The organism is Streptomyces sp. NA04227 (assembly GCF_013364195.1).
GTDB lineage: Bacteria > Actinomycetota > Actinomycetes > Streptomycetales > Streptomycetaceae > Streptomyces.
On sequence record NZ_CP054918.1, the window covers coordinates 4,276,577 to 4,300,534 of the forward strand.

The following is a 23,958-nucleotide window of genomic DNA, read 5'->3' on the forward strand; positions in this document are numbered from 1 at the left end:
AGAAAGGCGATGTCGCACCCCGGATCGCGCTCACCGAACACCATCCTCGTATGGGTCCTCCTCGCGTTCGCCATGATCACCATGCCCGTCGGCTTCATGCTCGACAGCGCCGCGCGGTGGATCTTCCTCGGCGGGGCCTGCGTGGGCCTCTTCCTGTGCGCCTGGTCGGCCAATGTCAACCGGCGGACAAGGCAGCAGCAGTGAGCGCCCCCGTAGCCGTGTTCCACGGACTCACCAAGCGCTTCGGTGAGGTCAGCGCCGTCGAGGACGTGTCGTTCGAGGTACACCCGGGCCGCATCGTCGGTCTGCTCGGCAGCAACGGCGCCGGCAAGACGACCTCACTGCGCATGCTGCTGGGCCTGGTCCGGCCGACCTCCGGTACGGCCACCGTGTTCGGCAGCCCGTACGCCGAACTGCCCGGCGCCAACCGGCGGGTGGGCGTCGCCATGGACCACGTCGCGCCGATCCCCGGCACCACCGGACGCCGCGACCTGGAGATCTGGGCGCGCATGCTCGGCCTGCCCAAGCGCCGCGTCGGCCAGGTCCTGGAGCAGGTCGGCATCACCGAGGCCGCGGGCCGCAGGATCAAGGGCTACTCGACCGGTATGCGCCAGCGCCACGCGCTAGCCGCCGCGCTGCTCGCCGATCCGGAACTGCTCGTCCTGGACGAGCCCGCCAACGGCCTGGACCCCGAGGGCATCCGCTGGCTGCGGCACTTCCTGCGGTCGCTGGCCGCCGAGGGCCGCACCGTGCTGCTCTCCAGCCACCAGCTCGCCGAGGTCGAGCAGACCGTGGACGACGTCGTCATCATCCAGCGCACCACCCGCTACGCGGGCTCCATCACCGAGCTGGTTCCGCCGGGCAGCGGCGCCACCCTGGAGTCGCGCTTCTTCGACGTGATCCACGGCGAGCAGGCGGCGGCGCCGGGCTACGCCCACCCGACGGAGGTGCGCGGCTATGCGTGACGTACTGCGTGCCGAATGGCTCAAGGCCTGGAGCGGGCGCACCTGGTGGATCATGCTCCTGGTCGGGCTCTTCCTCGGCCTGCTCGGCGCCAGCGGCGCCGCGGCCGCGGCCGACGTCCAGATCGACGACGGGACGACGGACGCGGTGGCCGGTTCCGCCGAGGTGGTCCGCGCCTGGTTCTCGACGCTGCTCGCGTCCATGCTGTTCGGCGCCGTCTTCGTGACGCGCGAGTACGGCGCGGGCGCGATCAGCCGCTCGGTGCTGCTCAGCGGCAGCCGGAGCCGACTGCTCGCCGCCAAGACCCTGGTGGGCACCGGCATGGGCGCCCTGCTCGCGGCCGTCGCCACGCTGTGCGCGCCGCTGTCGCTGTGGCTGTTCTTCCCGATGTTCGGCATCGACGCGCACTGGTCGCGCGACGCGAGCCTCACCCTGCTCGGCGTCTTCGCGGTGATCACCCTCGCCGCGCCCTGGGGCGTCCTGCTCGGCTGGATCCTGCGCAACCAGGCCGCCACCATCGCCACCCTGCTCGTGGTCACCCTGTTCGTGGACGAGGGCCTGCACGCCCTGCTGCCCGAGGCGGGCCGCTTCACCATGCAGGTCGCGATGGGCACGGTCTACCGCGACGACAAGAACATGGCGCTCGACCTGCCGTACGCGCTCCTGGTCATCGCCGCCTGGCTGGCACTCGCCGGGTTCACCGCGAGACGCCTGTTCACCCGGCGTGACGTCACATGAGGGCCACCGAGGGAACGTCCCTCTCGCTCAGCGTGACCCACCTGGTCCGCAGTGGGACCGGCAAGCACCGTCGGCCGCGGGGCATCCGCGGCCGCCGGGCGGGCCGGTCCACCGGGCCGGGCACGCAGCGGGACACCACCCAGCTCCTGCTGCGGCCGCGGCTCGCCTCGCACGTCCAGGTGCACGCCCCCGTCGAGGACGGCTCGCCCTGGATCGTGCAGTCGGGCCAGGCCAAGTACATGCGCGTCGGCGCCGACATGGGACGGCTGCTCACCGTCCTGGACGGCGCCCGCGACCGGCGGGCCCTGGTCGAGACGCTCGGCCCGCCGTGGAACGAGGCCGTCCTGGACGGCGTCGTCGGCAAGCTCAACGCACAGGGTCTGCTCGACGACGGCACCGAACACCGCCAGAGCGGCACCTGGTTCAAGTGGGTGCCGCCGATGACGCTGCAGTTCACCGTCATCAAGCCGCACTGGCTTCTCAGCCGCCTCACCCCGGTGATCCGGTTGCTCGCCAACAAGGCGGGCGCGGCGCTCGGCATCCTGATCCTCGCGGGCGGCCTGCTCTCGCTGCTGCTCCAGGCCCCGGCGCTGACCACCGCGCTCGGCGAACCGGTGTCCTTCACCGTCCTGCTCGCGGTCTTCGCCGCCACCCTCGCCACCACGGCCCTGCACGAGATGGGCCACGGCGCGGTGCTCACCCACTACGGCGGCCGCCCGAGCCGGATGGGCTTCATGCTCTTCTACCTCTCGCCCGCCTTCTTCTGCGACGTCTCCGACGGCTGGCGCCTGCCGCGCAAGGAACAGCGCACGCACGTCGCCCTCGCGGGCATCGCCACCCAGCTCGTCATCGGCATGGGCGCGGCGATCACCGCCCTGGCCGTCGGCGGCCCGAGCGGCGAATCCGCCCTGCACACCGGCCTGTTGGTGTTCGCCGTGTCCACCTCGGTGACCGGCCTGCTCAACTTCGTGCCGTTCGTCAAGCTCGACGGCTACCTGGCCCTGATGAGCCACTTCGACGTCTCGCACCTGCGCGACCACGCGATGACCGACGCCCGCCGCTGGGTGGCGGGCGTCCTCTTCGGCGGCCGCTACACCCGCGAACTGCCGCAGCTGTCCTGGTCGGTGCCGTTCGGACTGGCCTGCATGGTCTTCCCGCTCTACTTGGTCGGGGTCGCCGCGACACTGTGGACGGACGTCTTCACCGGCCTCGGCATCACCGGCGCGATCATCCTCGGCTGCGGCCTGTGCTACCTCCTGTACCGGGCCGGGCTCGGCTGCAAGAAGCTTGTCCAGGAGGCGCGTTCGGCCGGAGCGGGCTTCGGCCGGATCACCGTGGTCGGCGTCCTCGCCGCGGGCGCGCTGACCGCCGCCCTCACCCTGATCCAGATCCCCTACACGGTCACCGGCGGCTTCGTGCAGAAGGACGGCCGGGTCGACCTGGTGATCGCCGACTCCGGCGACATCGACGCGGTCCACAAGGGCTCCCGGGTCGAACTCGTCAAGCGCGGCATGATCCTGCGCAAGGACCTCGCCACCACCACCCTCGGCGAGGTGCGCCCCCGCCAGGGCGAGGCCCCCCTCTCCGCCTTCCTCCCGGTCAAGGAGGGCTCGCGCTACCCGGTGCCCGCCGCGCGCATCCCGCTCGGCACCGTCGACGCGCTCCCGCCGTCCGTCAAGGTCGGCATGGCCCAGATCGACGCGGGCGAGCGCCCGCTCGGCCAGTGGCTCTACCTCAAGTACGTGGCACCCAGCCTGCGTTGACGCGGCGCGCGGGGCCGGCCACGGCGCCCGCACCGTCCGTCCGGACAGGCACGACAGGCAACAGGGTCAGGTAAGGCAGGCAAAGGCAGCACATGGACATCGATCGGCATCTGCACTTCTGCCCGCAGGGCAGCCCCTACTTCGACCTGCCCGCACGGCACAGCGCCGAGGAGGGCAACTTCGCCCTCGCCCGCGAGGAACTCCCGCCCGGCTGGACCCGCGGCGGCGACACCGAGTGGCTCGGCATCACCGCGCCGGACGCCAGGCTCCCCCTCCAGGGCTGGAAGATCCACGTCTCGGCCACCCCGGACAACGCCGAACGCATCCTCGCCACGGTCGCCAAGTACTGCCTCGCCGACGGCCTCACCTTCAAGTTCATCCGCAGCCCGCAGATCCTCGCCCACCGCAACGGCAAGTACGGGGACCGCAGCGCCAGCGGCAAGTTCATCACCATGTACCCCCTGGACGAGGCCCATCTCGCCCGCGTACTCGAGGAGTTGGGAGCCCTCCTCGACGGCGAGGAGGGCCCGTACATCCTCAGCGACCTGCGCTGGCGCAAGGGCCCGCTGTACGTCCGCTACGGCGGCTTCGTCTCGCGCACCGTGCGCGGCCGTAACGGCGAACTGGTGCACTGCATCGAGGACTTGGACGGCAACCTGGTGCCCGACCACCGCGGCCCCGGCTTCCGGCCGCCGCCGTGGGTGACCCTGCCCGACTGCCTCACCGAAGCCCTCGCCGCACGCAACGCGGGCACCCTCACCGACTTCCCGTACCGCGTCACCGCCGCCGTGCACTTCTCCAACGGCGGTGGTGTGTACCGGGGTTCGGACACCCGCACCGGCAAGGACGTGCTCCTCCGCGAGGCCCGCCCCCTTGCCGGACTCGTCGAGGGCACCGACGCGGTGGCCCGCCAGCGCCAGGAGCACTGGGCCCTGGAGCGCACCGCCGGACTCGACTGCGTCCCCGAGGTCCTCGACTACCGCCAGGGCAACGAGCACTGGTTCCTGGTCCGCGACTGGGTGGAGGGCGAGCCGCTGGCCAAGCTCATGCTCCACCGCAACCCGCTCACCAGCGGCAGCGCCGACCCCGAGGACTTCGCCGCGTACGCCCGCTGGGCACAGCAGGTGCTCGCCCACATCGAGCGCGGCATCACCCAACTCCACCAACGCGGCGTGGTCTTCGCCGACCTGCACCCCTCCAATGTGCTGGTCCGCCCCGACGACACGGTCGCCTTCATCGACTTCGAGACCGCCCGCGCCACCGACTCCGACGCCCCCCAGACCCTCGGCGCCGCGGGCTTCACCGCCCCGCACGACCGCACCGGCCCCGCCATCGACCGCTACGCGCTCGGCTGTCTGCGCCTGGCCGTCTTCGTCCCGCTGCCCACCCTCCTGATCTGGGGCCCGGAGAAGGCGGAACACCTCATCGACGCGGTCACCTCCCGCTTCCCCCTCCCCGCCGACTACGCCGACCTGGTACGCCGCGACCTCGGCCTGACCGCCCCCGCCGAACCGACCCCGCCCGCCGACTGGCCCGCCGCACACGGCAGTTCGTGGGAATCCCTGCGCACCGAGATCGCCGAGGGCATCCTCGCCACGGCCACCCCCGACCGCGAGGACCGCCTCTTCCCCGGCGACCCCGAACAGTTCTTCACGCCGGAGGGCGCCGCGGCACTCGCGAACGGCTCGGCGGGAGTTCTGTGGGCGCTGTCGCGTACGGGCACCGAGGTCCCGCAGGAGCATGTCGACTGGACCGTGGCCAAGGCGCGGTCGGTCGACTCGCCGAGGCCGGGGTTCTACGACGGGTTGGCGGGTGTCGCGTATGCGTTGCTGGAGCTCCAACGGCCTGAGGAAGCGGTCGAGTTGCTGGGGCGGGCGCTGGAGGCGTACGACGCCTCGGAAGGGGAGCCCGGCGAGGCGGCCGTGGACGACACGTTGCTGAGTGGGACCGCCGGACTCGGCCTCACCCTGTTGCACTTCGCCTCCGTCACTGGTGAACGGGCCTGGCTGGAACGGGCGTTGGCCCTCGCCGCACCTCTGCTCGCGCTCGACGCGCAGTCGTCGCAGTCCTCGCAGCAGTCCGGGGAGGACGGCGCCGACGGCGCCGGGACCGACCCGCGCGCCGCCGAGGCCAAGCGCCGCTTCGGCCTCCTTCGCGGACCGTCCGGCCGGGGACTGTTCCTGCTGCGCCTGTACGAGGCGACCGGTGACCGGGCCTACCTCGACGGCGCCGAGTACGCGGTCCGCCAGGACCTCGACCACGCCGGATGGACCGGGACGGAACTCCCGCCGGAGGCCCCCGGCCGACTCCCGCTGCTTGGCCTCGGCACCGGCGGCACCGCGATGCTCCTGCACGACCTGCTCCGGCACCTGCCGGATGCGGACACGGACGCGTCGCTGGTCGGGGCGCGGGACGCCGTGGCCGAACTGGCCAGGCACCAATTCCTTCCTCAGGGAGGCCTGTTCCACGGGCGGGCGGGGGAGTTGTTGGCTCTGCTGCATCTGAGTGGTGTTGGCATGGCAGTCGGCGGGGGTGCGGGTGCCGCCTCGGCTGTGGGTGCCGGTGACGGTGACGGTGCAGACCCGGCCGTCCGTACCGCGATCCTGCGCCAGGCAAGGGACTTCGCCCTTCAGGCCGTACCGGACGAGGAACGCACCGCCTTCCTCGGCCACGAATCCCTGAAGATCTCGACGGACTTGGCCACGGGCGGCGCGGGTGTCCTGCTAGCCCTGGACGCGGCGTTCGGCGACCGGGGGGCCACCCTTCCGTTCTTCGGTGCGTCGGCTGGTGCGTCGGTTGGTTCATCGGTCGGTTCGTCGGTCGGTCTGCCGGGTGGCCCGTCGTGATCGACTTTCTCGCAACTCTCCGTCCCGAGCAGGGACTTGCCGAACTGTGCGAGGTCCGCCCGGCACGCCCTGGCGACCTGCTGTGGCAGGTGCTGGTCCGTCTGCGCGTGGGCGCAGGGGCGGCCGAGTCGGTCGAGTTGGCTGACTCGGCAGAGCTGGCACGGTCGGCCGAACCGGGGGAGGAAGCCGCCGCGGACAGCGCCCCGGAAAGCGCCCACAGCCTCACCCCGCGAGTGGTCGGCGCATACGGCCACTCGCGTACCGACGCACTCGTACGCGGAGTCGGCGAGGCGGTGGAACGGTTCGCGCTGTTCCCCGAGCGGGGTGCGCCCGAGGGCGCCGTACGCGGCACCTTGCGTGAACTGACGCCGGACGCACTGGAGTTCGCGGACCCGGACGTCGCGCTCGGCGACCCGCGCGCGGCGGAGCAGGAGCTGCTCTGGTACCCGGCCCGGCGCCTGCGCGACGGTGCCGAGGTCCTGGTTCCGGCGGCCCTGGTGGACTACCCGGCTTCCGTCGAGGACGGGGCGTACTTCGACCCGAGCCCGTCGGGTGCCGCCTCCGGCCAGGGACAAGAAATGGCCCTGCGCTCGGCCCTGTTGGAGACCGTCGAACGGGACGCCCTGATGGTGGCCTGGGAGCGCCGCCTGGTCCTGTCGCGGATCAGGGTCGACCGGTTGCTCGGTGCGGACGGTACGGCCGGCATCGCCGGTTCGGTCGGCACGGGCGGCGGCGCGGCAGATGTCGGACCAAAGACGCCTGGCGCCAAGGCTGTTGGCGCAGCCGCAGTGGCCGCCGCCGCCGATGCCCGAGGCAAAGCGCACGCCTCCCGCCGTCACCTGCTCACGCTGTGGCGCCGGGTCGAGGCCGCGGGCCTGCGGCCGGTGCTCGCCGACCTGCCGACCGGGCTGCCCGGTGTCCACTGCACGGTCGCGATCGTCTTCGACGAACAGCGGCGGCACCCGTTGGCGGCGGTCGGCTGCAATACGAGCGACGACCCCTGGCGCGCGATGCTCGGCGCCTTCCAGGAGGCCCTGCAGATCCGTACCGTCGTCCGCCACCTCGGCACCGAGGAGGACGGTCTCGGCCCGGCCCCGGAGGTGATCGTCACGGACGACGACCGCCTGCGGCACGTGGCCTCCCGTACCGGATACGAGCAGGTCTCGGAGTGGGTGGCCGCCTTCACCGAGACCGAGGCGCCCGAGCGGTCGGCGGAGCTGCCGCCGCCGCTGTCCGCCTCGGACATCGTGGACCGGATCGTCGCGGACGGCGGCGACCCGCTGGCCCTGGACCTCAGCTTCCGGCTGCCCGCCGGACTGCGGGCCATGGGCTGGTCGGCGATGAAGGTGATCCCGGCCGGTTCGCAGGCCCTGCGCCTGTCCGAACGCCACGACTTCACCTGGCACCGCCCCCGCCTGGCGAGCGCCGAGGCCCGCACCGGCTGCACGGCGGGCCCCCCGTCCGCGTACCCGACCCGCCCTCACCCGCTGCCGTGAAGCCCGGCGGGAGAGGCCCGGAAGAGGCCGGGACGATGCGGGGCCGCGCGGCTGCGGGGTTCCGAGGCCCGGGCGTGGTCCCGGTCGGCCCGGACCTCGCGAGCCCCCGTCGAGACGGAGTGAGATGCACCATGCCGACCCTTCTGTCCCCACCCGCCCTGATTGACTGGACCGGGCCCACCAGGGTGCCGACCGCTCCCCTCTCCCCTCAGGAGTCCTCGTGAAAGCGCTGGTCCTCGCCGGAGGCAGTGGGACGCGGCTGCGGCCCCTGACCCACACCTCGGCCAAGCAACTCGTACCGGTCGCCAACAAGCCGGTCCTCTACTACGGCCTGGAGTCGCTCGCGGCGGCCGGGATCACCGAGGTCGGAGTGATCGTCGGCGCGACCGGGGCGGAGATCAGGGCGGCGGTCGGCGACGGCTCCCGCTTCGGCCTCAGCGTCACGTACATCCCGCAGGAGGCCCCGCTCGGCCTCGCGCACGCGGTCCTGATCGCACGGGACTTCCTGGGCGAGGACGACTTCGTGATGTTCCTCGGCGACAACTTCATCGTCGGCGGCATCACCGAGGTGACCGAGGCCTTCCGCACCGGCCGCCCGGACTCCCAGATCCTGGTCACCAAGGTCCCCGACCCGTCCGCCTTCGGTGTGGTGGAGCTGGACGAGGACGGCAGGGTGCGCGCCCTGGAGGAGAAGCCCCGCTTCCCCAAGAGCGACCTGGCCCTGGTCGGCGTCTTCTTCTTCACCCCCGTCGTGCACCGCGCGGTACGCGCGATCGAGCCCTCCCCGCGCGGCGAACTGGAGATCACCGACGCGCTCCAGTGGCTGGTGGACGAGGGCCACGAGGTACGCTCCCAGCCCGTCACGGGCTACTGGAAGGACACGGGCAACGCCAACGACATGCTCGACGTCAACCGCACCGTCCTGGACACCCTCGCCCCGCGCGTCGAGGGTCTGGTCGACACGGAGTCGGAGCTGACCGGCAACGTGGTGGTCGAACCCGGCGCCCGGATCGTGGGCTCCCGCATCGTCGGCCCCGCCATCATCGGCGCGGGCGCCACCGTCGTCGGCTCCCGGATCGGCCCGTACACCTCCATCGCCGCCGACTGCCGCATCGAGGACAGCGACGTCGAGTACTCGATCGTGCTCCAGGGCGCCCGCGTCTGCGGCGTCCGCCCGGTGCACTCCTCCCTCATCGGCCGCGAGGCCACCGTCGGCCCGGCGGCCACCGCCCCCGGCGCCCACCGCCTGATCGTCGGCGACCACAGCAGGGTGCAGATATGCGCCTGAGTTCCGGCCCCGGCCCCGGTCCCGGTCCCGGTCCCGGTCCCGGCGCCGATCCGAGCCCGAGCGGCGGCCATCCGAACCCGGGCGGCGGTCCTACGCGCATCCTGGTCACCGGCGGCGCGGGGTTCATCGGATCGGCGTACGTACGGGGCCTGCTGAACGGCACGCTCGGCGGCCCCGTCCCTTCCGTCTCTCCGGTCCCTCGCGAGCAGGAACCCCAGAGGGCCCGGGCGTCGGCCACCCCCCGGCAGCGCCAGCGCCAGCGCCAGCGCCAGGAGGAAATCCGGGTAACCGTCCTGGACAAACTCACCTACGCGGGCAGCCTCGCCAACCTGGCCCCGGTGCGGCAGGACCCGCGCCTGTCCTTCGTACGCGGCGACATCTGTGACGCGGACCTGGTCGGACGGCTGCTCGCGGACCACGACGAGGTGGTGCACTTCGCCGCCGAGTCGCACGTGGACCGCTCCCTGGACGGCGGCGCCGCCTTCGTCCGTACGAACGTCATGGGCACCCAGACCCTGCTCGAAGCGGCGGTCCGCCACGGCATCCGCACCTTCGTGCACGTCTCGACCGACGAGGTCTACGGCTCCCTCGCCCCGGGCGACCCCTCCTGGACCGAGGACATCCCGCTGGCCCCCAACTCGCCCTACTCCGCCTCGAAGGCGTCCTCGGACCTGCTCGCCCGCGCCGCCCACCAAAGCCACGGCCTGGACGTCCGCATCACCCGCTGCTCGAACAACTACGGCCCGTACCAGTACCCCGAAAAGGTCATCCCCCGCTTCGTCACCAACCTCCTCGACGGCCTCACGGTCCCCCTCTACGGCGACGGCTCGCACCTGCGGGACTGGCTCCACGTGGACGACCACTGCCACGCCCTGGAACTGGTCCGTACGCGGGGCCGCGCGGGCCGTACGTACAACATCGGCGGCGGCACCGAGCTGACCAACAAACAGCTCACCTCCCGGCTCCTGGCGGCCTGCGACGCCGACTGGGACCGCGTCCGCCACGTGACCGACCGCCAGGGCCACGACCACCGCTACTCCGTCGACTGGACCCGCGCCCACGAGGAGCTCGGCTACCGCCCCCACCACGACTTCACCACCGCCCTCACCGAAACGGTGCAGTGGTACCGCACCCACCGAACCTGGTGGGAACCGCTCGCCGCACGCGTACGCGGCACCACGGCGACAACCGGCGCACGTCAGCGGGTGCGTCCGGGCTATGCTGCTGGGGCGGGCCGTTAGCTCAATTGGCAGAGCAGTGGACTTTTAATCCATTGGTTGTGGGTTCGAGTCCCACACGGCCTACGGAATGAGACCAGGTCAGATAGCCCCTGACCTGGTCTTTTTCCTTCTTGTGGCGCCGGTGCCCGGGGAACGCGATGATCTTCGCACCCTCGTGTGAGGCCATTGTGAGGCCATCCTGCTCGGAAGGCTCCTCGACGGCGGCAAGGTCGGCGGTCTGTGAGGCCGGGCTCGTCTCCTCCGGAGCCTGCGCGGGTGCGCGGGAGGCGCCCCGCGGGACCATGCGCGCGGTGGCCTCGGCCGCCGCGGCAGCGACCTTCGGCAGCACCGATTCGTACGTGTCCCGCGTAAACCACGTGCTGCTGTGGCCGAGCGTTTCACTCACGATCTTCTCGTCAACCCCGGCGGCGAGCATCAACGAGGCGGCGACGTGCCGCAGATCGTGCAGCCGGATCGGCGGCAGCCCGGACGCCTCGACCGCCCGCTCAAAGTGATCGGACAGCCAACCGGGGTGGATCATGGACCCGTCTTCCCGGGTGAACATGCGCCCGCTGTCGACCCACGCCTCGCCCCACTTGGCGCGCTCGGCATCCTGCAACGCTTCCTGCGCGTCGAGGACTTCATCGGTGTACTCGTCGACCGTGACGACGCGTTCGCCGCTGTCCGTCTTCGGCGCGCTCTCGATGACCTCCCAACCGTTCTGCACAAGCTGCGTCGCAATGGTGAGCGTCTTGCGCTTGCGGTTCCGGTCCAGGCGCCGCAGCCCGCAGGATTCGCCGCGGCGCAGCCCGCGAAACGTGATGACGTGGTAGATGCCGTACAGGCGGTCGCCTCGCTCGGCCAAGAAGTCGAGGAACTGCCCGGCCTGCTCGGGAGTCCAGACCATGACCGGTGAGGGCCGTTCGCCGGTCTTCAGCCACTCCTCGACCAAGTGCTCTTCCCACACGAGCGGCTTGGGCCGTTTGGCCTGTTCGAGCTCGACGTGCACGGCGGCGTTGAACGTGATGTGCCCTCGCGCGATGGCGATGTTCAGCGCTGCGCGCAGCGTCCTGCGGATGTGCTGCTGTGACGAGGGTCCGGTGATACGCCGGAACGGCGGCATCTCTGCGATAGCGGCTTTCAGGGCCTTTCGGCGGCCCCGGTTCTCCACCCCTTTCCAGGGAACCCTCTTGAGCTCGTCCAGCGCATCGCGGCGGAGAGTGTTGGCGTCGCGGATTTCCTCGTTCGTCTCGGCTATGTCCTCGAACATGGCGTCGAGGTGCGGCACGTTGAGGCGGTCAAGGCGTATGTGTCCGATGCGCGGTTTCAGGTGCAGCCTGACGTCGACCTCGTAGCGGTCCCGGGTGGTTTCCCGGACCGACTTCCGGCCAGCGAGCCAGAGGTCGAGCCATTCGCCGACGGTGGTGTGCTGGGTGAGCGACTGGCCGGTGCTGAACCTGCGCTTGGTCTCGTCGTAGTTGGGGATGTCTTCCTTGCTCGCCGACACCGATTCGAGCAGGTCTGCAAGGCGGATGCGGCCCTCGGGATCGTCCTTGCCCGCGATGTTCAGCAGGGCGCGCAGCTTGTCGAGGTCCTGCTGCGCGTCGGTCTTGGTGTCGTAGCCGCTGCGGCGGAACCGGCGGCGGGTGCCGTCGCTGCGCGGCGGAAGCTCTTGGACGAGCGACCACACGCCGTGCTGCCGCTTGGGCAACTTCGGGCAGGCAGCGCCGAGTTGTTTGTTCGTAGTGGCGTCACGGCAACTGCAACGCTTGGTGATGATGCCTTTCACTCACTTCCCCTTGGTGCGCTTGGCCCTCGGCGGGGTGCCTCGGGTGGTCTGCTGGAAGAGGGCTACGTGCATGGTCTTGGGCGGGACGGTGGCGCCGAGTTCGTCCAGGGTTTCGAGGACACGCTGAAGGCGCGTGCGCGCGTGCTCGGCTTGCTCGGCCTGCTTGTGTGCGGCGTGGGCGAGAGCGTCGCGTGTGGCCGTGTCGTCGACGTCGTAGGCGTCGGCGCGCATGCGGTCGGCGCGGTCGGCGTGCTTGAGACCTTCCTCGGCGGTGCGGTCCGCCTTGCGGTACCCGGACAGGGCTTCACCGCCGTGCCCTTCCGTGCGCCACGCGAGGTGCTGCAAGGCGGCTGCGCGGCCCTGTGCGGCCGTTCCCGGGGTGGCTGACTGCTCCTCGCCTGCGAACCATCGCACGGCCTCGAACGGCGGTGTTGGCGCCGCGGGCAGGGCTTCGGTCTGTTCGGTGTAGCCGACGGGGAAGGCGAGTACCGCGGGGGGTACGTCGAGGGCGGCGGCGAGCACCAGGAGCTCGGCGACGGTGACGGAGGTTCGGCGGCCGTTTTCGAGATTCGAGATGACTGCGCGTGGGATCTCCATTCCGAGTTCGGTGCAGCGGTCGGACAGTTGTTGTGCGCTCATGCGGAGGTTGAGGCGGTAGCGCCGTACCTCGTGCGCGATCGTGGCGGCCAGTCGTTCCGGCCATCCTTGTTGCTCCATGGTGAATCAATATCACATTCATTCTGGCTTGTGGCAGCGCAGGTCGGTAGCGTGTGCGGTGTTCAGACCAGATCGGATTGGGAGGTGCACGCATGCCACGGGCCATTGACGAGGTCGAGGAGCAGCGGGGGATGACACACGATGAGTTGCTGGCTCTGCCCGTGAGCTTTTCTCTCGACGTTGCGAACCGCGCCCTAGACCTGGGGCGGACTACGGGGTTCGCGCTCGCCAAACGGGAGGCGTACCCGGTGCGCGTGCTGCGGCTTGGTCGGCAGTACCGCGTGACTCGGTACGACTTGCTGCGCTACCTCGGCGTAGTAGAGAGCAAGTCCGAGGATGTTTGCCCAACAGCGGCATGACTCGCTCTCACGACAGGTTATTGGTTACTGCGGCGTGACCTGCGGGAACGCCCCCGAAAGGCTCCTGTTGCCGCACTTCGGAATGCGGCGGCAGGAGCCCGAACCCTCGCCGAGGTGGGCGACAGCCGTCAGATCTGTCCTGCATCCGCGAGGGACCATAGACCTGGAGTCATGCCCCTCAGATGCCCCATGCCTGGCACAATGCCAGGCATGGATTCGGGGGCTGTTACAGGGCTGATCGGGGCGCTAGTTGGTGCTGTGGGCGCGCTCGTCGCTGCGCGGATCACGGGAAGGCTCGGCTCTCGTGGCCAACATGCACAAGCGAGGCATCAAGCCCGTCGAGAGGCATACGTCACGTTCATGCACAGCGTCATGGAATTCGAGGACGCTTTCATCCCTGTGAGGGTGGCCGCAACGCAGGGAGATGACAGCTCAGTGGCGGTCGCCCTCACTGCGCTGACTGCTAAGTATGAGGCAGTTCGTCGTGCTCAGGCGGCTGTCGGTATCGAGGGACCCGCCGAAGTGATGGGTGCCGCCGCCGCTACAGTCGTTGCCGTTCGTGGCGTGCTCTCCGAGCTGTCGGAGAATGCTCGTAGAGCGTCGAGTAGCGACCGCATCCGACACGTAGTAACCGAGCGCAACCGGTTTGAAAATAGGGTTGCACTCGTCTTGGACTCGCCCGAGCACATCCCAAATGATCCTTATCCGGTGCGACTGCGTCCATGACAAGTCAGGGCTGACTACTCGCATCATGTGAACCCCGTGGGGTCTACGCACAAGGGGGAGCACGGACCGGGTTGGCCGCAGATTCAGCAACGCCCCGACGTGATGAGCGCCGGGGCATTGGTGGCTATGTGGCCGTGCAGGGCAGTTGTCAGGGGTTTGTGATTGCCCAGCGGGCGCCGCTGGTTTCGTGCCACAGGGCGACGGCGCCGTCGGCCTCGCGGGTGTACCCGAACGTGCCGTGCGTGGGTCGGCCGTGTTCGTTCCACCATTGCCATGCGGCCTCGGCGCGTTGCCAGAGTTCCGGGTCTCCGCCGTAGGTCACGGTGCTGGTGTGGTCGCCGGTGAGAGGGATGCGAGCCCATGACCCGTCGGTGCGCTGAAGCTGTACGGACGTTGTCGTGTCCTCGACGTGGTACACGAGTTCCGTGCCGGGCAGATGGGCCGACACCAGTAGTCGTAGGGGGTAGTGCGCGCGGAAGTCGGCGGCGGTCAGGGTGGTTTGGCGTGAGCTGGCCTCGGGGGCGAGGGGGGCCCGGTTCGCGGTGGGGTAGGTCTGTGCGTCGCCTCGTGCGGCCATGAAGCGCCCGGCGGTGGCGGTGAAGCGCCCTGTTGCCCGGTGGTCGTCGTCGACCGTGAGTCGGACGATTCCGCCCTCGATGCCGAGGACGAGGTCGGCGACGATCAGCCCGCCCGTCACGGTCTGCTCGATCCAGGCCGTAGGGAGGTCGGTTGCGGGCACGGAACAGGTGGCGATGATCCGGTCGAACTTGTCCTCGGCGGGGTTCCCGAGGCGGCCGTCGCCGACGACGAGCCGGGGCATGTAGACGAGCTGTGCGAGGCGATCCTGCGCGGCCTCGACGAGGGCGGGGTCGATGTCGACGGAGTGCACGAGGCGGTCGCCGAGGCGGGCGCACAGCAGGGCGGCGTTGTAGCCGGTGCCGGTGCCGATTTCGAGGACACGGTGACCACTTTTGACGTCGAGGTCTTCGAGCATGCCGGCCATGAGGCTTGGCAGGGTGCTGGACGAGGTGGGAATGCCGGTCCACGCGGTGTCGTCGACCTGCTCGGCCGTCTTGGGGTCCAGGGCGGTGACGAGGGTGTCGTCACGGTAGGCGGCGGCGAGGTGTTCGGGGCTCTTGGTGGCGCGTTGCTGGCGCCACACCGTGATGCCCTGCTCGTTGGTCTCTTGGGCGAACCAGGTGGGGACGAACACGTGTCGGGGGATGGTGGCGAATGCGCGGGCCCATGGCGTGGAGCGGATGGCGCCGGCGCGTTTGAGTTCGTCGGCGAGCGCTGCCATGTGGGGGCGCGCGGCAACGGCAGGATCATGCACGGGGGGTGACTCCTTGCAGTTCGTCGGCGATGGCTTCGGCGATGGGCAGTCCGGTGGCGCCTTGAATCCAGTCCCATTGGCCGCATGGGTTGGCTTCGAGGAACGTCCAGGTTCCTCCCGGGGAGACGATGAAGTCGAGAGCGGCGAAGCTCAGACCGAGTTTGCGCATGAGCTGGCGGACACCGAGCCGGATGAGGTCGGGAACTTCCGTGGCCTTGTAGGTGAGTGAGCGGTAGTCGCTGCGCCAGTCCTCGTGTGCGGCGTCGCTGCCCGCGTGTACCTCGGCTGTGAACATGGCCTCGCCCACCACGGTCAGGCGGACCTCGTACGCCTTGTCGATCCAGGCTTGGAACATGTGGGCGGTGGTGTCGATGCCGCGCAGGTCGGCGAGGTCGTCGTCGGTCAGGCGGCGGGTGTAGACGGCCTTGAGTTCGTTGTCCTCGATGAGTACGGGCGAGGCAACGGGTTTGACGATGACCGGGCCCGCGATGCCGTCGACGAACTCGCGGACGGCGGCCGGGTTGTTGGTGATCAGGGTGCGGGGGATGGTGAGTCCGCACTGCCGCGCGGTGGCGAGTTGGTGGGGCTTGTACTCGGCGCGGGACATGGCGGCGGGGTGGTTGACCCATCGGCAGTCGAGGGCGGACAGGATTCCGCCGAGGCCGGAGCGTGCTTGCGCGGCGGCGAACCGGCGTTCGGCGTCCGACATGCCGGAGGGCAGGTTGAAGGGGTGGGGGGCGCGGAAGTAGCAGGCGCGGATGTCGGCGAGGTCGACGGAGCGGCGTGAGGTGGCGAGTTGGCCGTGCCACCCTCGCAGGGCGTCGATGCGCCCTGCGAGGGTGAGCTCTTGCGGGAACTCGGCGGTGTCCATGCGGAACACCTGCACCCCACGCTCTTGCAGCACCTTGACGACGCGGTCTGTTGGCCAGTCTTCGCGTGCGGCGACTACGAGAACGTGGGTCATGGCGCGTCAGTCCTTGGTGCCCTCGTCGAGCGGCGGCGGGTTGGTGATACTGCCGTCGGGGATGGTGGGGCTGTGGGTCTGCATGAACGGCAGGGGCCCGTCGTAGAGACCGACGGACATCTGCAAGTCCTCGTCGTAGAGAGCGGCCGGTTTGACGGTGGCCTGTGTCGCGTCGGGGGTGCGTGCGAAGCGCAGGGCCCACGGGCGGGTTTCCGGGGCGCTCGGGGGTTCGCTGCTGTGGGGGATACGGCCCCCTTCGGGCGCGAGGGGGAATGCCTCGCGCGGGTGCGCCAAGGTGATCACTTGGTTTGCCCTTCTGTCGGTTGTTGTGTGGAACCCCGGGCGGCCGACGGGCGGTGAATGCGTCCGCCTGCCGCCCGGGAGCTTTGGGGCCCGTCGGTGACGGTCAGACCGCTGCCTCGGGGGCGAAGGAGAGAACGCGTTCGAGCCGGCCGCGGTCGAGGCGGACGAGGAAGAGCGCGTGATCGGACACGCTGCGCGTCTCGTCGTTGTCGACGACTTCCACACCGACCACGGCGGGATGGATGCCGTAGCCGTACACGCGGTCGATGCGCTGGGGGCCGCCCTGGTCCCGGCGGCGGTATCCGGCCGTGGGGTTACGGGCGCTGGACTGGGTGAGTCCGCACTCGGTGTAGGCGGCGAGGTCGGTGTACCCGGCGTCGCACAGGATTCGGTCGGGTTCCGTGTCGCGCACGAGCTCGCCGTCGGCTTCCGGGATGGTGCGGTGCACCATGTGCGCGCGGTCCCCGACGGGCCATTGCGGCGGGGGGACGGGCCCGGGGTCGACGGTGTACGAGTTCGTGTCCCCGCCCACGATGGTCGCCATTTCGCGATTGGCGAGGGTGGTGAGCCAACGGGCCTCGGTGGCACGGGTGGTGGGGTCGTAAAAGCACATGTGGAACGACACGAGGTTCAGCAGGCGCGGGCAGTTGCCGAAGCGCACAACGAGGTGTGTCGGGTGCAGCCACCAGGGTTTCATCACGGGGTTGTTGCGCAGCACCGTGAACATGCCGGGGCGTATGAGGATGGACGTGGCGATGTCGTCTTTGTTGCCCGGGTCGGGGGCGGAGAGGTAGTCGACGAGGCCGAGGCGGTCGGCCGCGGCGTGCAGGCGGCGCTCGCCGCCGGCGCGGCTGTGCTTGGCTTCCTGGCGCAGGACGATGTCGGGCCGGTACAGGTCGAGGATGTCGTGCGCGTGTCCCCAGTGCACCCCGTCGGCGCCGCCGTCGGCGTCGAGGTTCCACACAGCGAGCGTGATCGTGTCGGGGCTCATGCGGCGGCGCCTTTCGGGGTGTCGAGGACGACGTCGCAAATGCTGGGGTAGTGGTCGGAGAGGCGGCCGGTTTCCTGTGTGTAGTAGGACTTGACGGCCAGGCCGCGGGTGAGGATGTGGTCGAGCCGGTATTTCGGGGGCTCGTTGGCCCAGTAGTCGCCGACGGTGTGTGTCTTGGGGGTGTCGGTCAGGGTCTCGGGGTCCTGCCAGCCGGAGTTGAGGAGTACGCGCACGGCCCGGGTGTCGAGGCCGCCCCACTGGCCAGCGGCACCGATCGAGCGGTAGCGCGGCCACATGTTCCGGGGGTGGTCCTGCTCCCAATCGGGCGTCGGGTCGTTGGGGTGGGGGCAGTTGAGATCGCCCATGAGGAGCGCGCGGGCGGGGACTTGGGGGAAGTCGCCTGCGTAGTCGGTCAGCCAGCGCGCTTCGCGCAGCCGGGTGTCGCCGTCGGTGTAGCTGAGGTGGGTTGCGAGGGTGAGCAGGTCGAACCTGTCGTCGTCGCCTGCCTCGACGGGGCGCAGCAGGGCGCGCAGCAGGGCGTGATGGAACACCCCTGCCCCCATCACGCGTCGGGCGAGCAGGCGCAGCCGTGAGGGCCGGTACAACAGGGCAGTGAAGTTGCGGCCGTCGCCGATGGACGAGGGCGCCATGAGGGCCGGTGCCATGCCGAGGCGGTGCGCGGTGTCGAGCAGGCGCTGCTCGCCGTTCACGTCCCAGTTGGTGCACTCCTGGAGCGCGAGCACGTCCGGGGCGAGGTCGGCGAGGATGTCGAGCTGAGCGTCGAGGCGGGTCTGCACGTGCCCGTCGAGTCCGCCCAGGTAGAGGTTCCATGTCACGGCGCGAAGGGTGGCGGTCATGCGTGCGCTCCGTTCTGGCACAGGGTGCGTACGGGGTGGTTGTCGTAGGTGAGGGCGCCGGAGTTGAGCGCGGCGACGAGGTCGGCGTCGTAGTCGATGCCGAGGGAGGCAAGGGCGGCGGCGGTGCGCCGTTCCCGGCGCAGTTGGTCGCTCCACTCCTGGCGGAGCTGATAGGGCCGGATCGAGTACCGGTTCTCGGCGTTGTGCGTGAGCCGACGTACCCGCACGTGCAGGGGCAAGGGGGCGGAGAGGCGCACGGGCTTGCGCAGCAGCGGCACGGGGAGCACTGGTTCCGGCTGCGCGGGCCGCTGGAGGAAGGGGAGGCGGTAGAGAGCCCGGCGTATTCCGGGCCCGAGCCAAATGGCGAGGCAGTCGATAAAGTCGCGCATGCGTCGTCTTCCGTAGGGGTTGGTGGCGTTGCTGCCTCGGCAGCCGTTGCACCGGCTGCCGAGGCTTCCTGCGGTGTGGAACCCGCACCCCGATCACGCGACGTCGGCGGGGAAGCCCGTCGGTCGAGCGCGACAAGGGGCGGGAATCTGGGGGCGCCTGCTCAGGCGTGAGTCCCGACCCGGGGCGGGCGGGTGACCTTGAGTCGCTGAGAGGCTTCGAGGGTGTAGAAATTGCCGTCCGTGAAATGGAGCCGGACCCTTCCGGCGGCACGGTTCTCGGCGTTACTCACGATGTGCGGAACACCGCCGATGATCACCACGTCATCGGGCCGTATGTGCTGGCCTGTCGCACGGAAGTGCGCGGCGCTCGGCACGCTCGGCCCGGTATCGCCCGGGGCGCCGAGCTGTACGGCGCCGGCGGGGGTGACGAGGCGGGTGCAGCCCACGCGCATATGGCGCTGCACGATCGGGGTGCGCATCACGAGGTCGACCCGCTCGGAATCGCTGTCCGGCGGAATCGGAAGAGCGCTGAGGAACACCAGGACGGGGAGACGTTCCGCGGACACCCGGTCTGCCCAGTCCGGGCCGATGGCCAGGGGTATGGAAGGCATCCCGTCGGCGAGGCGGAGCAGCGCGCGGTAAGGGGTGTCGATCTCGACGCGCGGCCCGATGTCGGCGACGTCGTTACCAGAGGACTTCGAGGTGAGGGGCACCAGCCATAAGGCGTCCGCGAGTTCGCCCATGACGTCGCGTACCTCGGCCGTGCGGTGCAGGTTCTCGGCGGGGTCCCGGGGGTGCGCGAGGAACACGAAACCGGCGGGGCCGGCCTCGGTCTCCTCGATCCACACCCACGACATGACACGGCCGATGAACTCAGGGGAGATCGTCACGACGAGGCGCCCCCCGTCCTCAGCTCGAACCACACTTCTTTCCCGCCGGTGGGGACAGGATCGGCGCCCCACTTGTCGACGGATTCGCTAACTAAGTACATACCTCTGCCGTTTTCAGCTAGAAAGTCAGGCTGCTTCACGACTGGTAGGGCAGGCTCGGTGTCCCGAACCGAGGCCCGGAGGCGGTCCGGGTGGTTGTGGAGCGTGAGCACACACTCAGGTGAACTCGCGTGCGCCCCCACGTTCGCCAGGAGTTCGGTCACACACAGATTCACCGTGTCCGTTATGGCCTCACGCCCCCACAGCGTCAGCAGGGCAGTCACGGCACGCCGGACACCAGGGATGCCGTCCGGGTGCGCCCTGAGCTGCTGCTCGTAGCGCTGTGAAGGCAGATCCTCCACAAAGTTCATGGCCCCTCCGGTGCGTGATGGCATGACGAGAGAACCGGCCCCACTCCATGCGAAGGCTCACCCTTCGCATGCAGGTCGTGACGCCTAGCGTGCTACTCAACTCCCGAGCGCGCAAGTAGTTCTCAAGATCAGTAAATTTGCATATGCCGCACGGGAGTTGACGAGTAGCGTGCGCCCTGACGCGGGTGGCGCACCGCTCCCAGCGCGGTGCAGACTTGCCCCCAGACCAGGGAGGACAAGGGGAGATGAGCGCTCCGACCGTTCGACGCAGGCGCCTCGGTGCGACGCTGCGCAAGCTGCGCGAAGACGCAGGCTTGACGCTTGAGGTCGTAGAGGAGCGAGTCGGTTTCACTGTGGCCAAGCTGTCTCGCATCGAGACTGCGCGCGTCGCAGCCAAGGCCGGCGACGTCGAGAAGTTGCTCGACCTGTACAAGTTCACCGACGAGGCCAAGCGTGAAGGGCTGTTGAAGCTCGTACGTGAGGGCGGTAAGCGTGGGTGGTGGCAGAGCTACCGCGAAATCTTGAAGCCCGTCTATCAAGACTTGATCAGCCTCGAAGCTGAGGCGTCCGGGATACGGACTTTCGAGACCCTGCTGATCCCTGGCCTGTTTCAGACCTCGGCCTACGCGCGCAGCGTCATCGGCGCAATCAACTTGCGCGCTACCCCGGACAAGGTGAATGCCCTTGTTGAAGTCCGGGTAGCCCGCCAGTCGGTCTTGACTCGCCCGGAACCGCTGGAAGTTTGGGCAATCATCCACGAAGCCGCCTTGCGTACCACGGTGGCCAGCAACCCGGCAGTGATGCGGGATCAGTTGCAGCGACTGTGTGACCTCGCGGAGCTCCCGCACGTCAACATCCAAGTCATGGCCGAGCGGTCAGCGCCGCACCCTGGTGCGGCAGGTGCGTTCACCATCCTGGGATTCCCAGAGCGTACGGACCTCGACGTTGTCCTGCTGGAGAGCCTTTCCAACAGCCTCTATATCGAAGATGACGAAGACGTGGAACTCTACGGAGCGGCCTTTGAGTTGCTGCGAGCAGACGCGTTGGGATTCGACAAGTCCCTCGAAATGATCACTGAATTGAAGGAAGCCACAAAGTGAGCAAGCGCATTCCCAACGCAAGCGCCATCGACACTCAGTGGGTGAAGTCCAGCCATAGCGGTGGGGACAGTAACTGTGTGGAGATCGGCGAGTATGGCGCCGAGGTCGTGGTGCGGGACTCCAAGAATCCGACGGGGCCGGCCCTGGTCTTTGACCCTGCTGCCGTGCAGGTGTTCGTCGGTCGAGTCGCTGGCGGGGCGTTCGACCTCTAACTCAAGAGGAAAGGACCGGTCTATGTCTGAGCATGTCCCCAACGCAAGCGATATCGATACTCAGTGGGTGAAGTCCAGCTACAGCGGCGCGAACAGTAATTGCGTCGAGCTCGGGAAGTTCGGTGCTGAGATCGCCGTGCGCGACTCGAAGAACCCGACGGGTCCGGCGCTTCTGCTCGGCCGCCGTGCCGTGCAGACGTTCGTCGGCCGGGTCGCCGGAGCGTTCGACCTGTAGAGCACCAGAACGCGAAAGCGCCCCCGGCGCCGGCCAGTTGGCCGGTACCGGGGGCGCAATGCGTGTGGGGTGGTTAGACGCTGCCACCGTCGCGCGGGGCGGCGGGGGCGCGGTCCGGGCCGGTGGGGGCCGGCTGCGGTGTCGGGAGTGGCTTGGGCGGGGTGGTGCGCAGCCACTTGGGGAGCAGGTTCTGTACGGCGTCGAGGGCCATCACGCGCGTGATACCGGCGGCGACTGCGAGGGCGGTTGCGACGCCGGCGGCGGTGCGCGGGATTCCGGCTGCGTCGATGATGAGCGGTGTTGCTGCGGCGAGGCCGAGCAGGGTCTGCACGATGGTGCGCAGGGTGCGGCGGGCGGCATCGGACATGGGTGGGGTGTCCTTCCTGTTCAGTTGTGGTCTGTCGGGGCGGGGGCGCGGTCGAGCTGGTGCTCGCCCTGGTCCTCGTTGGCCTCGACGTCGAGGCGGGGGTCGGGTGTCTTGCCGGTGTCGGGGTTGCGGCCGAGGGGGAGGTCGGGCGCCTCGTCGGCCGTGAAAGTGTTGCGGGTGTACGCGGTGAACAGCCGGGTTTCAACGGGCTGTCCGCGCTTGAGGCTGCGGTGCTGGATCTGCCATCCGACCTCGTCGAGGAAGTCGACGCCGTGCAGCGGCTGCACGCCCTGGACGGTTGTCCACGCGCGGGCGGGCACCTTCCGCGAGGTGACGACGACCGGTTCGCCCTCGGCGGGGAGCATGACGAGGCGGACCTCGGCGCCGGCCTCGGCGTAGGTCGAGGCGCGCAGTACGGCAACGGCGTTGTGTGCGGGTGCCTTGCCGACCCACGCATACCGCCATCCGTCCGAGGTGGTCGACTGGTCCGCGGTGGGGTGCAGCGGGACGGGCATCCAGGGGCGGCCGAGGAACCGGTCGGAATGCCGGTCGTCCATGACGAGGATGCGGTCGGGCGCTGCGAGGTCACGCGACCACATGCGCACGGTGCCGCGGTCCTCGCGTTCGCCCTCGACGGTGAGCGCGTACGTACCGTCGAACCGGCGGACGACCATGCCGAACGAGCCGTCGGGCCACTCGCCCACGGTGAACGTCGCGTAGTCCTTGCCGGGCGGGGCGACGACGAGCTGCCCACCGTCGACGATGCGCACGGCACCGTCGGATATCTCATTCAGCGGCGGGCGGGTCTGGGAGCGGCCGGCGAGCTCGCGCACCTGCCGCTCAAGGCGCCGGATGCGGTCGAGGAGATCATTCGGGATCGTTGCCATAGGGGTTCTCCAGGGTGAGTTGGGCGGACTCGGCGCGTCCGCGCTCGGGCGGGGTGACCGTGATGCCGACGACCCGGTGCCGGACGTCGTAGCCGTTGGGGAACCACAGATCGCGGATACGCAGGCGCACGGTGCGGCCGAGCAGGTCGGGGGTGATCTGCTTGCCGAGGTGCACCGTGATCTCGGGAATGGACACCGGGCGGCGCGCCGCGGCGGCGTCCGCGCGGGCGTGCTCGTCGAGGCCCTGCTGCGTCTCCTCGCTCGTGTAGTCGCTGGTGCCATCGAGGCGGGGCCAGCCGGCGGCGAGGTCGTCCTCGGCGATCAGCAGCTCGGACACGAGCGGTTTCGTGGCGGCGGCCTGGTTGGTGTTCGTCGACGCGCCGCGGGACTGCCAGACGTTCGCCTGCACGGTGGCGTCGGTGGGGAACTTGTAGGTGAGCACCGGGCCGGGGGAGTCCAGGACGAGGGCGGCCTCGCCGCGGGCGATGACGGGGTGCCCGAGGTCGAGCTGCCTGGCGCGGCGGCCGGTGGCCGGGTCGCGGAAGCACCGTATGCGCCACTCGAACCCGCCCTCGGTGCCGGCGAGTTTGTCGAGGAGTTCCCGCACCCGGGGAAGATCGGTCCGGGAGAACTTCCGGGACCGCTTCACCCCGGACAGGGCGGTGTCGTAGCCGATGCCGAGGTCACCGCCCGGGGTGGCTTGGACGTAGTCGACGAGGTCGCGCGCGATGTCGAACTGATCGAGGTTCTTGGCTTCGAGGGTGTCGAACAGAATCCGGTGATCGAGGTACGTGTCGACGGTGCCGGCCTGAATGCCGACGGACACGAACCCGCGCTCGTCCTTGGCGGCCTCGGTGGTCCACAGGATTCCGCCCCACCAGATGTCGCGCCCGCGCTCGACCCACAGCGCGGTACGCCCCGGGACGAGGATTGGCCGCACCCGGGCGGCCATGGCGCGGTTCGGGATGGGCACGGTGCCCTTGAGGCTGCCCGGCTTGCCGAGGAAATCGTCGATCGTGACGTCATGCAGCGGCAGCACGTCGAGTAGCCGGTCGGATCGCAGATCACACACCAACACCCGGTACGCAGAAGGCAAGTTCACGGCATCTGCTCCC

24 protein-coding genes, 1 tRNA gene and 1 pseudogene are annotated in these 23,958 nt (G+C 69.7%); 13 read left to right on the forward strand and 13 right to left on the reverse strand.

Annotated elements, in window-relative coordinates; genetic code table 11:
* Positions 1–9: 9 nt before the first annotated feature.
* From HUT18_RS33845 to HUT18_RS18200, 9 genes are all read left to right on the forward strand, one after another.
* Positions 10–204: a hypothetical protein gene (locus HUT18_RS33845; protein WP_254878676.1), complete on the forward strand. Its 195-nt coding sequence runs from the start codon at positions 10–12 to the stop codon at positions 202–204.
* Positions 201–965 carry an ABC transporter ATP-binding protein gene (locus HUT18_RS18165; protein WP_254878677.1) on the forward strand — a complete coding sequence of 255 codons (765 nt, stop codon included), beginning with the start codon at positions 201–203 and terminating at the stop codon, positions 963–965. Before HUT18_RS33845 ends, HUT18_RS18165 begins: the two co-directional genes overlap by 4 nt.
* Complete coding sequence (locus HUT18_RS18170) at positions 958–1,701, forward strand: ABC transporter permease (RefSeq protein ID WP_176101679.1); 744 nt, start codon at positions 958–960, stop codon at positions 1,699–1,701. The genes HUT18_RS18165 and HUT18_RS18170 overlap by 8 nt, the downstream gene beginning before the upstream one ends.
* Positions 1,698–3,464, forward strand: a complete 1,767-nt coding sequence (gene mpaP, locus HUT18_RS18175; RefSeq protein ID WP_254878678.1) for a daptide biosynthesis intramembrane metalloprotease — start codon at positions 1,698–1,700, stop codon at positions 3,462–3,464. The genes HUT18_RS18170 and mpaP overlap by 4 nt, the downstream gene beginning before the upstream one ends.
* 92 nt (positions 3,465–3,556) lie before the next feature.
* Positions 3,557–6,310, forward strand: coding sequence for a class III lanthionine synthetase LanKC (gene lanKC, locus HUT18_RS18180; protein WP_176101680.1), 2,754 nt, complete (start codon positions 3,557–3,559; stop codon positions 6,308–6,310).
* Positions 6,307–7,806: a YcaO-like family protein gene (locus HUT18_RS18185; RefSeq protein WP_176101681.1), complete on the forward strand. Its 1,500-nt coding sequence runs from the start codon at positions 6,307–6,309 to the stop codon at positions 7,804–7,806. Before lanKC ends, HUT18_RS18185 begins: the two co-directional genes overlap by 4 nt.
* Before the next feature lie 220 nt (positions 7,807–8,026).
* A complete protein-coding gene (locus HUT18_RS18190; protein ID WP_176101682.1) occupies positions 8,027–9,094 on the forward strand; it encodes a glucose-1-phosphate thymidylyltransferase in 1,068 nt (355 codons plus the stop codon).
* Positions 9,085–10,335, forward strand: a complete 1,251-nt coding sequence (gene rfbB, locus HUT18_RS18195; RefSeq protein WP_176101683.1) for a dTDP-glucose 4,6-dehydratase — start codon at positions 9,085–9,087, stop codon at positions 10,333–10,335. The genes HUT18_RS18190 and rfbB overlap by 10 nt, the downstream gene beginning before the upstream one ends.
* Positions 10,326–10,398: transfer RNA gene (locus HUT18_RS18200), tRNA-Lys, on the forward strand. Before rfbB ends, HUT18_RS18200 begins: the two co-directional genes overlap by 10 nt.
* Positions 10,399–10,726: 328 nt before the next feature.
* Here the strand turns inward: HUT18_RS18200 and xerC are convergent.
* Positions 10,727–12,103, reverse strand: a pseudogene (xerC, locus tag HUT18_RS18205) (tyrosine recombinase XerC); the annotation flags it as partial.
* Complete coding sequence (locus HUT18_RS18210; protein WP_176101684.1) at positions 12,104–12,820, reverse strand: helix-turn-helix transcriptional regulator; 717 nt, start codon at positions 12,818–12,820, stop codon at positions 12,104–12,106.
* Positions 12,821–13,551: 731 nt separating this feature from the next.
* Between HUT18_RS18210 and HUT18_RS18215 the strand changes: the two genes are divergently transcribed.
* Positions 13,552–13,905, forward strand: coding sequence for a hypothetical protein (locus tag HUT18_RS18215; RefSeq protein WP_176101685.1), 354 nt, complete (start codon positions 13,552–13,554; stop codon positions 13,903–13,905).
* A 148-nt stretch (positions 13,906–14,053) separates the two neighbouring features.
* On the opposite strand, the gene HUT18_RS18220 is transcribed toward HUT18_RS18215, so the two are convergent.
* From HUT18_RS18220 to HUT18_RS18255, 8 genes are all read right to left on the reverse strand, one after another.
* Positions 14,054–15,238: a methyltransferase domain-containing protein gene (locus tag HUT18_RS18220; protein WP_254878679.1), complete on the reverse strand. Its 1,185-nt coding sequence runs from the start codon at positions 15,236–15,238 to the stop codon at positions 14,054–14,056.
* The gene (gene tgmB, locus HUT18_RS18225) at positions 15,231–16,202 is read right to left on the reverse strand and encodes an ATP-grasp ribosomal peptide maturase (RefSeq protein ID WP_176101686.1); all 972 of its coding nucleotides are present in this window, start codon (positions 16,200–16,202) and stop codon (positions 15,231–15,233) included. The genes HUT18_RS18220 and tgmB overlap by 8 nt, the downstream gene beginning before the upstream one ends.
* A 6-nt stretch (positions 16,203–16,208) precedes the next feature.
* Positions 16,209–16,505 carry a putative ATP-grasp-modified RiPP gene (gene tgmA / locus HUT18_RS18230; protein ID WP_176101687.1) on the reverse strand — a complete coding sequence of 99 codons (297 nt, stop codon included), beginning with the start codon at positions 16,503–16,505 and terminating at the stop codon, positions 16,209–16,211.
* 103 nt (positions 16,506–16,608) lie between these two features.
* On the reverse strand, positions 16,609–17,496 hold the full coding sequence (locus HUT18_RS18235) for an endonuclease/exonuclease/phosphatase family protein (protein ID WP_176101688.1): 888 nt from the start codon (positions 17,494–17,496) through the stop codon (positions 16,609–16,611).
* Positions 17,493–18,353 (reverse strand): endonuclease/exonuclease/phosphatase family protein, encoded by an 861-nt coding sequence (locus HUT18_RS18240; RefSeq protein ID WP_176101689.1) that lies wholly within the window; start codon positions 18,351–18,353, stop codon positions 17,493–17,495. Before HUT18_RS18240 ends, HUT18_RS18235 begins: the two co-directional genes overlap by 4 nt.
* Positions 18,350–18,742, reverse strand: coding sequence for a hypothetical protein (locus tag HUT18_RS18245; protein WP_176101690.1), 393 nt, complete (start codon positions 18,740–18,742; stop codon positions 18,350–18,352). Before HUT18_RS18245 ends, HUT18_RS18240 begins: the two co-directional genes overlap by 4 nt.
* A 161-nt stretch (positions 18,743–18,903) precedes the next feature.
* Positions 18,904–19,632, reverse strand: a complete 729-nt coding sequence (locus tag HUT18_RS18250; RefSeq protein WP_176101691.1) for a hypothetical protein — start codon at positions 19,630–19,632, stop codon at positions 18,904–18,906.
* A complete protein-coding gene (locus HUT18_RS18255) occupies positions 19,629–20,042 on the reverse strand; it encodes an ATP-binding protein (RefSeq protein WP_176101692.1) in 414 nt (137 codons plus the stop codon). The genes HUT18_RS18250 and HUT18_RS18255 overlap by 4 nt, the downstream gene beginning before the upstream one ends.
* Before the next feature lie 245 nt (positions 20,043–20,287).
* On the opposite strand from HUT18_RS18255, the gene HUT18_RS18260 reads away from it, so the two are divergent.
* Genes HUT18_RS18260 through HUT18_RS18270 form a run of 3 tightly spaced genes read left to right on the forward strand, consistent with a single transcriptional unit; the run spans position 20,288 to position 21,589 of the window.
* Positions 20,288–21,142 carry a helix-turn-helix transcriptional regulator gene (locus HUT18_RS18260; RefSeq protein ID WP_176101693.1) on the forward strand — a complete coding sequence of 285 codons (855 nt, stop codon included), beginning with the start codon at positions 20,288–20,290 and terminating at the stop codon, positions 21,140–21,142.
* A complete protein-coding gene (locus tag HUT18_RS18265; RefSeq protein WP_176101694.1) occupies positions 21,139–21,354 on the forward strand; it encodes a DUF397 domain-containing protein in 216 nt (71 codons plus the stop codon). Before HUT18_RS18260 ends, HUT18_RS18265 begins: the two co-directional genes overlap by 4 nt.
* 22 nt (positions 21,355–21,376) lie before the next feature.
* Complete coding sequence (locus HUT18_RS18270) at positions 21,377–21,589, forward strand: DUF397 domain-containing protein (protein ID WP_176101695.1); 213 nt, start codon at positions 21,377–21,379, stop codon at positions 21,587–21,589.
* Between the two features lie 73 nt (positions 21,590–21,662).
* Here HUT18_RS18270 and HUT18_RS18275 read toward each other — a convergent pair whose 3' ends face one another.
* Genes HUT18_RS18275 through HUT18_RS18285 form a run of 3 tightly spaced genes read right to left on the reverse strand, consistent with a single transcriptional unit; the run spans position 21,663 to position 23,945 of the window.
* Entirely contained in the window at positions 21,663–21,956 is a 294-nt protein-coding gene (locus HUT18_RS18275; RefSeq protein ID WP_254878680.1) for a hypothetical protein, read from the reverse strand.
* Between the two features lie 20 nt (positions 21,957–21,976).
* Positions 21,977–22,843: a hypothetical protein gene (locus tag HUT18_RS18280; RefSeq protein ID WP_176101696.1), complete on the reverse strand. Its 867-nt coding sequence runs from the start codon at positions 22,841–22,843 to the stop codon at positions 21,977–21,979.
* Positions 22,824–23,945, reverse strand: a complete 1,122-nt coding sequence (locus HUT18_RS18285) for a hypothetical protein (RefSeq protein ID WP_176101697.1) — start codon at positions 23,943–23,945, stop codon at positions 22,824–22,826. The genes HUT18_RS18280 and HUT18_RS18285 overlap by 20 nt, the downstream gene beginning before the upstream one ends.
* Positions 23,946–23,958 lie beyond the last annotated feature (13 nt).

Excerpts from the sequence above, each read along its gene's own strand:
- HUT18_RS33845 (WP_254878676.1), top strand. The coding sequence starts at position 10 with ATGTCGCACCCCGGATCGCGCTCACCGAACACCATCCTCGTATGGGTC.
- HUT18_RS18170 (WP_176101679.1), top strand. The coding sequence starts at position 958 with ATGCGTGACGTACTGCGTGCCGAATGGCTCAAGGCCTGGAGCGGGCGC.
- mpaP (WP_254878678.1), top strand. The coding sequence starts at position 1,698 with ATGAGGGCCACCGAGGGAACGTCCCTCTCGCTCAGCGTGACCCACCTG.
- lanKC (WP_176101680.1), top strand. The coding sequence starts at position 3,557 with ATGGACATCGATCGGCATCTGCACTTCTGCCCGCAGGGCAGCCCCTAC.
- rfbB (WP_176101683.1), top strand. The coding sequence starts at position 9,085 with ATGCGCCTGAGTTCCGGCCCCGGCCCCGGTCCCGGTCCCGGTCCCGGT.
- HUT18_RS18210 (WP_176101684.1), bottom strand. The coding sequence starts at position 12,820 with ATGGAGCAACAAGGATGGCCGGAACGACTGGCCGCCACGATCGCGCAC.
- HUT18_RS18215 (WP_176101685.1), top strand. The coding sequence starts at position 13,552 with ATGGAATTCGAGGACGCTTTCATCCCTGTGAGGGTGGCCGCAACGCAG.
- tgmB (WP_176101686.1), bottom strand. The coding sequence starts at position 16,202 with ATGACCCACGTTCTCGTAGTCGCCGCACGCGAAGACTGGCCAACAGAC.
- HUT18_RS18235 (WP_176101688.1), bottom strand. The coding sequence starts at position 17,496 with ATGAGCCCCGACACGATCACGCTCGCTGTGTGGAACCTCGACGCCGAC.
- HUT18_RS18240 (WP_176101689.1), bottom strand. The coding sequence starts at position 18,353 with ATGACCGCCACCCTTCGCGCCGTGACATGGAACCTCTACCTGGGCGGA.
- HUT18_RS18245 (WP_176101690.1), bottom strand. The coding sequence starts at position 18,742 with ATGCGCGACTTTATCGACTGCCTCGCCATTTGGCTCGGGCCCGGAATA.
- HUT18_RS18255 (WP_176101692.1), bottom strand. The coding sequence starts at position 20,042 with ATGAACTTTGTGGAGGATCTGCCTTCACAGCGCTACGAGCAGCAGCTC.
- HUT18_RS18260 (WP_176101693.1), top strand. The coding sequence starts at position 20,288 with ATGAGCGCTCCGACCGTTCGACGCAGGCGCCTCGGTGCGACGCTGCGC.
- HUT18_RS18270 (WP_176101695.1), top strand. The coding sequence starts at position 21,377 with ATGTCTGAGCATGTCCCCAACGCAAGCGATATCGATACTCAGTGGGTG.
- HUT18_RS18275 (WP_254878680.1), bottom strand. The coding sequence starts at position 21,956 with ATGTCCGATGCCGCCCGCCGCACCCTGCGCACCATCGTGCAGACCCTG.
- HUT18_RS18280 (WP_176101696.1), bottom strand. The coding sequence starts at position 22,843 with ATGGCAACGATCCCGAATGATCTCCTCGACCGCATCCGGCGCCTTGAG.